An 8,569-nucleotide genomic window follows, 5' to 3' on the forward strand; every position below is an offset into this window, starting at 1 on the left:
CCGGTGACGGCCAGGACCTGACGCAATCCGTACGGGCCCGGACCCACGATCTGGGGTTCGGCGAGCTCTGCGGTGTAACTGAACTCCGGCTCCAACTTCACTGGCCAGCCCCCGCTCCCGCGGCTGCCATCACAGCTGACATGCCCTCGGCGATCACGTCGCGCCCAAAGGCTTCGAGGACAACGTCGGGATTGAAGTACTCGCGGATCAGCACAACCTTGCCGTCCCGGATCCGCATGTGCGTGCAATACGTGTTGGCGTAGATCTTGCCGGTCTGCGTGACCGTCGCCTTCCCGTGCAGCTCCAGAATGAAAAGTTCCGGGTCGGTCGTGTCGTGCACAGTGAGCGAATCGATCCGGAGGTCGGGCACCGAGGCGAAGAACCAGTCGATGAAATGGCCGATCAGGTGTCGGCCAGGGACTGTATCGGCGAGCGGTTCGGGTGCGAAGGGCATCTCCCAGACGCCGTCTTCGGCAAAGTTGTCCTTCCAAGCCTCCAGAGCCTCGCCCTGAGGCGGACCGTCATCGAGGGCCCCCCAGAATCGCTCAACCGTCGCGCGGTTGTCCGTTTGTACGCTCATGCGCCCGCCTCCATCTCTCGATCGACTGCCGTCACAGTCGAATGACAAATCGAGAGTGCACCATACGTCGTTAATAGTCAACAGTATGTCGACGAATGCCACACCCGTTGCCCCCGAACGTGACTCGCAACCCTCAAAACGAACACCATCAGTCTTAGACACATCGTTGATTAAACTCAACACCGAGTCTAGGATGGACCCAGGTCTTGGCGCGATCCCTCTGGATGCGGTGCTTGCGCGCCCTGATGACCACCATTCCAGTCACCGCCGACAACGAGGATTCGCCATGAAAACACTCACCAACCGGCTGTTTCGTCTACAGAGGCGGCCGCAAGGCCAAGTCACCGAACAAGATCTTGTGTGGGCCGAGGAGCTCGTCCCCGACATTGCGGAGGGGCAGGCGTTGATCCGCACGCTGTACCTGTCGCTCGACCCCACGAACCGTGTCTGGATGAGCCAGTTGCGTTCGTACATCCCGCCGGTTGAGTTGGGTGCGGTGATGCGTGGTCTCGGTGTCGGTCAGGTGATCGAAAGTCGGCGAGACGACCTTCCGGTGGGCGCCTTCGTCCTCGGCTTCACTGGCTGGCAAGAATATTGTGTCGCTGACGATTCCGTTCTGGAGTTTCCATTCACAGTGCTGCCCGACCCACTACCGGCGCCGCTTTCGGCATTCCTGGGAGTACTTGGCCACACTGGTATTTCAGCGTTCATCGGTATCGAGCTGGGCGATCCGCAGCCCGGCGAGACGGTTGTTGTTTCCGCCGCAGGGGGCGCCGTCGGTTCTATCGCTGGACAGCTTGCCAAGCAGCGAGGCGCCCGCGTGGTCGGCATTGCCGGCGGCACCGAGAAGTGCCGGCATCTGGTGGAGGAACTGGGCTTCGACGCATGCGTAGACCGGCACTCGGACGACTGGCGCGAGCAACTCGACGAGGCGACCCCCGACGGCATCGACGTCGACTTCGAGAACGTGGGCGGCCCGATCATGGATCACGTGCTGGGCCGGTTGAACATCGGTGCTCGAGTGGCGCTATGTGGTCTGATCTCGGAGTACGACACCTACAACGCCGACGGCGATCAACCAGGTCTGCGCAACGCAAACCAGTTGCTCATGCAGCGCGCCACCCTGCGTGGTTTCATCGTCACCGACCACATAGAGCGCTACACCGAAATCATCGGCAAACTCGCCGCGGCGCTGGGCGAGGGCTCGGTCATGTACGACGAAACCGTCGTCGAAGGTCTGGAAAGTGCTCGAGAAACCCTCAATCAGGCACTTTCCGGCGGCGCGCGCGGAAAGACAGTCGTCCAGGTCGCACCGCTCCCCTAGCCCGTCCCTGAGCGCGCGCCACCCGGCCGGTGGTAAGTCACCGGCGGGGTGGGGCGACAACTGGCCATGAAAATGATTGCGACGGCTCAGCTTCCGTGAAGATTGCATCTTCTGCTGCGCTCAAGTCCTTGTGCGCGTCGTCGGCAGCCACGTCGGCCGGGTCGCCCGAATACGTCATGTCAGTTGTACTGGTGCACTACAGGTTCTGCGGCTTCTACGTGATACAAACACCCGCGGCGGGGCCACGAACGTCTACCGATGACATCGGGACTCTTTGAGCACTACGACCTTGGTGATCGGCACCCGGTTGTGGGCCGACCGCGCGGTCAGCTACTCAGCCGATCCCGTGGGTTGGGCAGCTGCACTTCGCGTCGGAGGATCTTGCCGGTCGGACCCTTGGGCACGGAGTCGACGAACCAGATTTGGCGGGGGTATTTATACGCCGCGAGACGATCTCGTACGAACGCCTTCAATTCGCCAACTTCTGCGTGCGCCCCACGTTTGAGCGCAACGGCCGCGCCGATCTCCTCCCCGAGGTCTGCGTGTTTGATGCCGATCACCGCGGCTTCAGCGACAGCAGGATGTTCGTAGAGCACTTCCTCGACTTCACGGGGGTACACGTTGTACCCGCCCCGGATGATCAGATCCTTCTTCCGGTCGACGATGGTGTAGTACCCGTCGCTATCGCGAATGGCGATGTCGCCGGTACGAAACCAGCCATCGGGGATGGCTTCGGCCGTTGCCTCAGGTCGGTTCCAGTACCCCTTCATCAGATTCTCTCCCTGGATGGCGATCTCGCCAGGGACGCCATCAGCAATGTCCTCGCCATCGTCGCCGACGATGCGCAGCGCGCAACCCCGCACAGGTATCCCGATGGTGCCAGGCCTGCGCTGATGGCCTGGCTGGTTGAAGCAGGCGATAGGCGCCGTCTCTGAGAGCCCATACCCTTCGTAGACTTCGCAATCGAACTTGTGCTCAAATGCTTTGAGAATCTCGACAGGCATGGGCGCACCGCCGGTGATGCACGTGCGGAGCGAGGACATGTCGGTGTTGTCCGCATCGGGAGAGTGCAGCATCGCGGCGTACATGGTGGGCACGCCTTCGAGAACCGTCACTCGATCGCGGGCCAGGACCTCCAATGCCTTGGCAGCATCGAAGCGGGGAACGAGCGTCAGGAGGGCACCGGCTTTGACTGCTGCATTGAGTCCGCAGGTGAGGCCGAAGACGTGAAACAGTGGCAAGCACCCAAGGATCACGTCTTCAGGGCCCACGTTGATCAACGTGTCCACTGTCGTCGCGGCGTTGGAGGACATGTTCCGGTGGGTGAGTTCTGCCCCCTTGGGCTTGCCAGTGGTTCCCGAGGTGTACAGGATCACCGCAGTATCGTTGTCGGTTCGCTCGGCCGCTTCACGGATTGGGCTGCCGGACAGGTTGATTGGCCCCGTAGGGCGCACCAATGCCGAGCGAATTCCAACTTTCACCGCTGCGGCCGGCACGACGGAATCGCTGCCATCCAACCCGTACACCATCGTCATACCCGAGTCGGTGAGGTAGTACTCGACCTCACGTGCACTGAGCAGCGGATTCATGGGAACTGCGACAGCGCCCGCCAGGAGGACGCCGTAGAACAGCACTGGGTATGCCGGAACATTGGGGAGCACCAGACCCACCCGATCGCCGGGGAGCACGCCTCGGGCCCGCAAATCTCCGGCCACAGCCGAAGCCTGGTCATAGAGCTGCCGGTACGACAGCACGTATTCATCGAGCTTCACGGCCGGCCGGTCCCCGTATTCGTGCGCAGTCGCGACGAGATTGCCAGCGAGGTTGGACACGGTTGACTCCTACTTCGAAAGAGAGCTCGCATTTTCATTCCGCGGCCAGGCGTGCGAATCGCGTTTGAGCGCGGGCGGAACAGCGGCCGAATCTGAGTCGACGGCCGGCGCCGGCACGAACGTTGAAGGCGAGGCCGATACAACGCTCATAGTATGCACTAATCGTTGGTGATACTCAACACAATGTCGATTATTACCCGGTACTTCGGTCTTTGGTACACCTGTTTCGCAGTTGGCCTGACCTATCATGTTTCGCATGGCGTCCACTTCATCTTTCAACCTGAGCACCACAGAAACACGGGTGGGCCGACGAAACATCAAAGGTGACAGACGCGAACAAGCCATCCTCGAAGGTGCTTACGACATGTTGCGCACAGTGCCGCTGCGCAACATTTCCATCGACGATCTCACCAAGCGCGCGGGGCTGTCTCGGTCATCGTTCTACTTCTACTTCGAGTCCAAGTGGCAGCTGTTGTCGGCGCTCCTCTCGCGGGTCACCGCCGACGTGTTCCAAGCATCGCAACTGATCTTTGAACGTCCGGCCGGTATGCCGCCGGAGGCGGCCATCGAGCACGCGGTCAACGAAGTTATTCAGGTGTGGGAACAGCACGGTCACGTTCTTCGGGAAGTCGGCGACGCCGCTGCGGCCGAGCCGGACCTGCAGAAGCAGTGGGACACAATCCTCGGTCGGTTCATCGACGCTGCTGCCGCAGGCATCGAGCGGGACAGAGAGACCGGGGTGGCGATCGCAGGCCCGCCGGCCAGGTCGTTGGCTGCCGCCTTGATGTGGATGGGTGAACGCAATCTTGCGTTGATGAGTCTGCGCAGCGAAAACGCAATCCCGTTGGGGGACATGGCCGAAACAGTGACGACGATCTGGCTGCGCACGGTCTACGGCCTTGAGTGGAAGCCGCGCGAGAAGCCAGTTAGACGCCGTAAGCCCTCCTCGAAGGCATGATCGACCTCTTCGAGGAGGGCTCCGCTTGACCGCTACGGTTGGTAGTACCTTTATTGGTTGTCCAGGGCCATTTTCGTCATATTGAGGCCGGGCATGAGCATGTGGCCGCCTTCGACCAACATCTCGAGACCAGTGGTCCATCGTGATTCGTCCGAGGCCAGCCACAGCACCGCCTCGCTCATGGCCTGCGGTGGCAGCAGGCCCACATCCCGCAGAACTGCCCAGTACCTCGCGCCCTGCAAGTCCTCTTTGACACCCTGGCCAGGTCCTTTGCCTGCGCAGAGGTCGTAGCCGCCTTGCCAGTCCAGGGCGGGCGTATCGGTAGGTCCTGGAAGAAGTGAATTGACCCGGATGCCGTACTGACCGAACTCGAGTGCTGCGCTCTTCGCCAGGCCGAGTACGCCATGCTTCGATGCCACGTAGTGGACATAGTGGGGGGATCCCTCGACGCCGTTACCGGACGAGGTGATGATCACCGAGCCACCTCCGCGCGTCTTCATGGCGGGAGTTACCGCCTTCAGCGTGCGCCAAGGCCCCATGATGTTGACGTTGAGAACATCCAGGAACTCGTCCTCCGGAATGTCTGCGAACGGGTGCACAGTCCAGATGCCGGCGTTGGCCACCGCGACATCGAGTCCGCCGAAGGCCTTCACGCCTTCGGCGACCAACTTGTCCAGCGGGGCCTGCTCACGAACGTCGCCTTGGTGTGCGATGATTCGCCGACCCAGCGCCTCGACTTCCTTGACCGTGATCTCGAGGTCAGCTGCCGTGCCAACGGGATACGGAACTCCGCCGTTAGCCGGACAGTCGAAGGCGAGGATGTCCGCGCCTTCCTGTGCGAGGCGGATGGCGTGTGCTCGCCCCTGGCCTCGGGCCGCTCCGGTGACCAGGGCGACCTTTCCTGCCATGCGTCCCATGTTTACTCCTCGTGGTGATTGGTTTACGGCCGGCCGATCGGCGAGACCGCCTGTGGTGCAACGGATATAGGTTGAGACTTCACTCGCTCGGTCTGATCAGTTGGAGAAGAACATCGATACCTGGAGGTTCGGTCCAGACATGGGTGGCCTCCCCCATCAGAATCGGTGCTCCGATCGGCTCCGGACGGCCAGGGCCTCGGATGGCGCAGCCCGCGAGTTCAGGGCCGTCGGCGTGATGCAGCCGCAGTGCCAGGTGGTCGAGTTTTGCCGGTTCGCCGTCGAGGGCTTTCTCAAGCGCGTCCAGGTCGTGCAGGGTGTACAGCTCGACCTCTGCGCCGGAAACGTTGAGGAACACCGCGCGAAGGCTCATCGCCGGAACCTCGACCGAACGAGCAACCTCCACCCCAAACCGATGGGACCAGTGCGCGAGTGCCGAGTCCAGGTCACGGACCAGGATGCCGACGTGGTCGAGCCGAGGGAGGCCGGCAGCGGGTGGCGAGGTCATTGACTGCCTGCCGCGACGAAGTGCGGAGCAAGGCCGGGCCTCGGCTCGGTCCAACGCTGCGTGACGACTTTGGACCTCGTGTAGAAGCGGTATCCGTCGTAGTTGAGCCCGTCGTCTCCGAAGCGTGAGTCCCCCCATCCGCCGAAGCCGAACCAGGAAATCGGCACGGGGATAGGCACGTTGATCCCTACGCTGCCCGCCGATACGCCCCGGCTGAACCGACGCGCAGCGGTGCCGCTGCCGGTGAAGATGATGGCGCCGTTCCCGTAGGGATTGTCGTTGACGATCTGCAGGGCCTGATCGAGATCTTCGACGCGCAACACGCTCAGTACCGGTCCGAACACTTCGTCGCGATAGAGGTCGCTCTCGACGCCGACGTGATCGACGAGGCTCGGACCGATGAAGTACCCGGCTGCGGGTGCTGTCCGATCACGGCCGTCGACGACCAATCGGCCCCCCTGCTTGACGGAGCGTTCCAGCGCCCCTCGGACCCGATCGAGCGCGCGCTCCGAGATCAACGGCCCCATGTCAGAACCCGACACCGCGCCCGGTCCCACCTTGAACGCGTTGGCGCGCTCGGCAATCTTGTCCACCAATGCATCTGCCGCCGAGCCGACCGCGACGGCGACCGTCACCGCCATGCATCGCTGACCCGCAGCCCCGTAGGCCGCCGAAACCAGCGCATCGGCCGCGGCATCGAGATCGGCGTCGGGCATGACCACCAGGTGGTTCTTGGCACCCCCAAGAGCCTGCACCTTCTTGCCTGCCTCGGCCGAGCGCCGGTAGATCGCACGTGCGACCGGGGTGGACCCGACGAACGACACCGCCGCGACATCGGGGTGGTCGATGAGCGCCTCGGCTGCCTCCACACCCCCGTGCACAACATTCAGCACGCCTTCGGGCAATCCTGCTTCGCTCGCGATCTGCGCCAACCGCACCGCTGCCGATGGCACCTGCTCACTTGGCTTGAGCACGAACGCGTTCCCGCACGCAATGGCGGCTGCGAACATCGACACCGGCACCATGACCGGAAAGTTGAACGGCGTGATGCCGGCGCATACACCGAGCGGTTGCCGGAAGGAGTACGTGTCGACCCCATTGGCAACCTGCTCGGCGTACTCTCCCTTGAGTTGCTGCACCACCGAAAGCGACACGTCGACGGCTTCGATCGAGCGTGCCAGCTCTCCCCGGGCGTCTGCGAGCGTCTTGCCCTGTTCGGCCGTGATGATCGACGCCAGGTCGTCCACCTGCTCGTGCAGCAAAACCCGGAAGCGATGCAGTATCGCTGCGCGGGCTGGGCCGGGGGTGTCGGCCCAGGCCTCCGCCGCAGCGCGCGCACTGACGACAGCGTCGTCGACGGCATCGGCACCGCCCAGCACGACAGTCCCGATCACGCGCCCCGTAGCGGGATCATGGATCTCGGCTCGCGATCCTTCCGCCGAGAAGACGGCCGCGCCGCCGATCCAATGTGGAACGGTGTCAAGAGATACATCGATGGTCACAGCAACTCCAATGGTTCAGTAATGCGGAATATCCGAAACGACAACCACGCTCACGCGTTCTGGCGGGGATGCGGAATTTCGGGGAACATCTCCAGGCCGTAGTTGACCTTCAGGTTTTCGACCTCGGCCTGCAGCTGCTCGGGTGTCCGGAGCTCACGATCGCGCGCTTCGTAGAAGTACTTGTCGATACCACCGTTGGGCTCGAAACCCGAGCTGTCGGGCCCCGGGACGAACACCACGAGAATCCGGGCTTCGTCGCCGACGACCTCATAGGTGTGCCGCTGATCTTTACGCCCCCAGACGAACTGGCCCTTCTTGGCGTTGTACGAACCGGCTTCGGTGTGAATCTTGATCTCGCCGTCCATCACGAAGAAGCCCTCTTCTTCTCGGTGGTGGATGTGCCAGACCGGTTCGGTACCACGCACCCAGTTGGTCTCGATGACGATCAGCTGACCGTTCGTGGTCTCACCGGTCGCATGAATCCAGAAATCCACCCCGGTCATGAAGTCACCGGTCATGTTGAAGTGGATGTCGTCACGGTGGGAGACGTAGCTCTCACCATCGCGTGAAGTTGAAGGTTGGATCTGGTCGACGTCCGCTCTCGTGGCCATGTCAATCCTCTTTCGTCGTTGTGCGCCGCGCGTCGGTGTCCGGTGTCACGGCCTTGGCAAAGTTGAGACTAGACTCACAGTCGATTGTAGTCAACACACTGTCCACTTTAAAAAACCGGCCCCACTTCAGCGAAGTCAAGCAATAAATCGACAATGTGTTGACTATCACCAACTCGTGGTGCACTCTCAGATCCACCGCGGCGCTGAAAGCAGCCCCGCTTGAAAATGGAGGTCCAACAGTGAAATTGGAGCCGGAGTTCAGCTACACCGCAGAGCTCGCCGAACCCCAGATCGTGGGTCCGGGCCCGTACGGATTGCGTCAGGTCCTGGCCGTCACCGG

General features: G+C 62.3%; 8 protein-coding genes and 2 pseudogenes. 3 read left to right on the plus strand and 7 right to left on the minus strand.

Features of this window, described 5'->3' with window-relative positions:
* Together A5779_RS34870 and A5779_RS04265 are read right to left on the minus strand one after the other, a co-directional pair.
* Nucleotides 1-101 (minus strand): annotated as a pseudogene (locus A5779_RS34870) (DUF3237 domain-containing protein); the annotation flags it as partial.
* Nucleotides 98-580: a nuclear transport factor 2 family protein gene (locus tag A5779_RS04265; protein WP_082941521.1), complete on the minus strand. Its 483-nt coding sequence runs from the start codon at nt 578-580 to the stop codon at nt 98-100. The gene A5779_RS04265 and the pseudogene A5779_RS34870, both read right to left, overlap by 4 nt.
* 286 nt (nt 581-866) lie before the next feature.
* Here A5779_RS04265 and A5779_RS04270 point away from each other — a divergent pair, with 286 nt between their 5' ends.
* Nucleotides 867-1,904 carry an NADP-dependent oxidoreductase gene (locus A5779_RS04270; RefSeq protein ID WP_064879297.1) on the plus strand — a complete coding sequence of 346 codons (1,038 nt, stop codon included), beginning with the start codon at nt 867-869 and terminating at the stop codon, nt 1,902-1,904.
* Between the two features lie 326 nt (nt 1,905-2,230).
* Here A5779_RS04270 and A5779_RS04275 read toward each other — a convergent pair whose 3' ends face one another.
* Complete coding sequence (locus A5779_RS04275) at nt 2,231-3,736, minus strand: long-chain-fatty-acid--CoA ligase (protein WP_064879299.1); 1,506 nt, start codon at nt 3,734-3,736, stop codon at nt 2,231-2,233.
* Between the two features lie 247 nt (nt 3,737-3,983).
* Between A5779_RS04275 and A5779_RS04280 the strand changes: the two genes are divergently transcribed.
* Nucleotides 3,984-4,694, plus strand: a complete 711-nt coding sequence (locus tag A5779_RS04280) for a TetR/AcrR family transcriptional regulator (protein ID WP_302050788.1) — start codon at nt 3,984-3,986, stop codon at nt 4,692-4,694.
* A 50-nt stretch (nt 4,695-4,744) separates the two neighbouring features.
* Here the strand turns inward: A5779_RS04280 and A5779_RS04285 are convergent, their stop codons facing one another.
* From A5779_RS04285 to A5779_RS04300, 4 genes are all read right to left on the minus strand, one after another.
* Nucleotides 4,745-5,611 (minus strand): mycofactocin-coupled SDR family oxidoreductase, encoded by an 867-nt coding sequence (locus tag A5779_RS04285; protein WP_064879301.1) that lies wholly within the window; start codon nt 5,609-5,611, stop codon nt 4,745-4,747.
* Nucleotides 5,612-5,690: 79 nt separating this feature from the next.
* Nucleotides 5,691-6,116, minus strand: coding sequence for a VOC family protein (locus A5779_RS04290; protein WP_064879303.1), 426 nt, complete (start codon nt 6,114-6,116; stop codon nt 5,691-5,693).
* Nucleotides 6,113-7,618, minus strand: a complete 1,506-nt coding sequence (locus tag A5779_RS04295) for a CoA-acylating methylmalonate-semialdehyde dehydrogenase (RefSeq protein WP_064879305.1) — start codon at nt 7,616-7,618, stop codon at nt 6,113-6,115. The genes A5779_RS04290 and A5779_RS04295 overlap by 4 nt, the downstream gene beginning before the upstream one ends.
* A 50-nt stretch (nt 7,619-7,668) precedes the next feature.
* Nucleotides 7,669-8,229, minus strand: coding sequence for a cupin domain-containing protein (locus A5779_RS04300; protein ID WP_064879307.1), 561 nt, complete (start codon nt 8,227-8,229; stop codon nt 7,669-7,671).
* Between the two features lie 239 nt (nt 8,230-8,468).
* Here A5779_RS04300 and A5779_RS34875 point away from each other — a divergent pair.
* A pseudogene (locus A5779_RS34875) lies at nt 8,469-8,569 on the plus strand (DUF3237 domain-containing protein); the annotation flags it as partial.

The organism is Mycolicibacterium peregrinum (assembly GCF_001665625.1).
In the GTDB taxonomy this organism is placed as follows: Bacteria; Actinomycetota; Actinomycetes; order Mycobacteriales; family Mycobacteriaceae; genus Mycobacterium; species Mycobacterium peregrinum_B.

Coding starts and splice junctions, on each gene's coding strand:
- A5779_RS04265 (WP_082941521.1), bottom strand. CDS start 580: ATGAGCGTACAAACGGACAACCGCGCGACGGTTGAGCGATTCTGGGGG.
- A5779_RS04270 (WP_064879297.1), top strand. CDS start 867: ATGAAAACACTCACCAACCGGCTGTTTCGTCTACAGAGGCGGCCGCAA.
- A5779_RS04280 (WP_302050788.1), top strand. CDS start 3,984: ATGTTTCGCATGGCGTCCACTTCATCTTTCAACCTGAGCACCACAGAA.
- A5779_RS04285 (WP_064879301.1), bottom strand. CDS start 5,611: ATGGGACGCATGGCAGGAAAGGTCGCCCTGGTCACCGGAGCGGCCCGA.
- A5779_RS04290 (WP_064879303.1), bottom strand. CDS start 6,116: ATGACCTCGCCACCCGCTGCCGGCCTCCCTCGGCTCGACCACGTCGGC.
- A5779_RS04300 (WP_064879307.1), bottom strand. CDS start 8,229: ATGGCCACGAGAGCGGACGTCGACCAGATCCAACCTTCAACTTCACGC.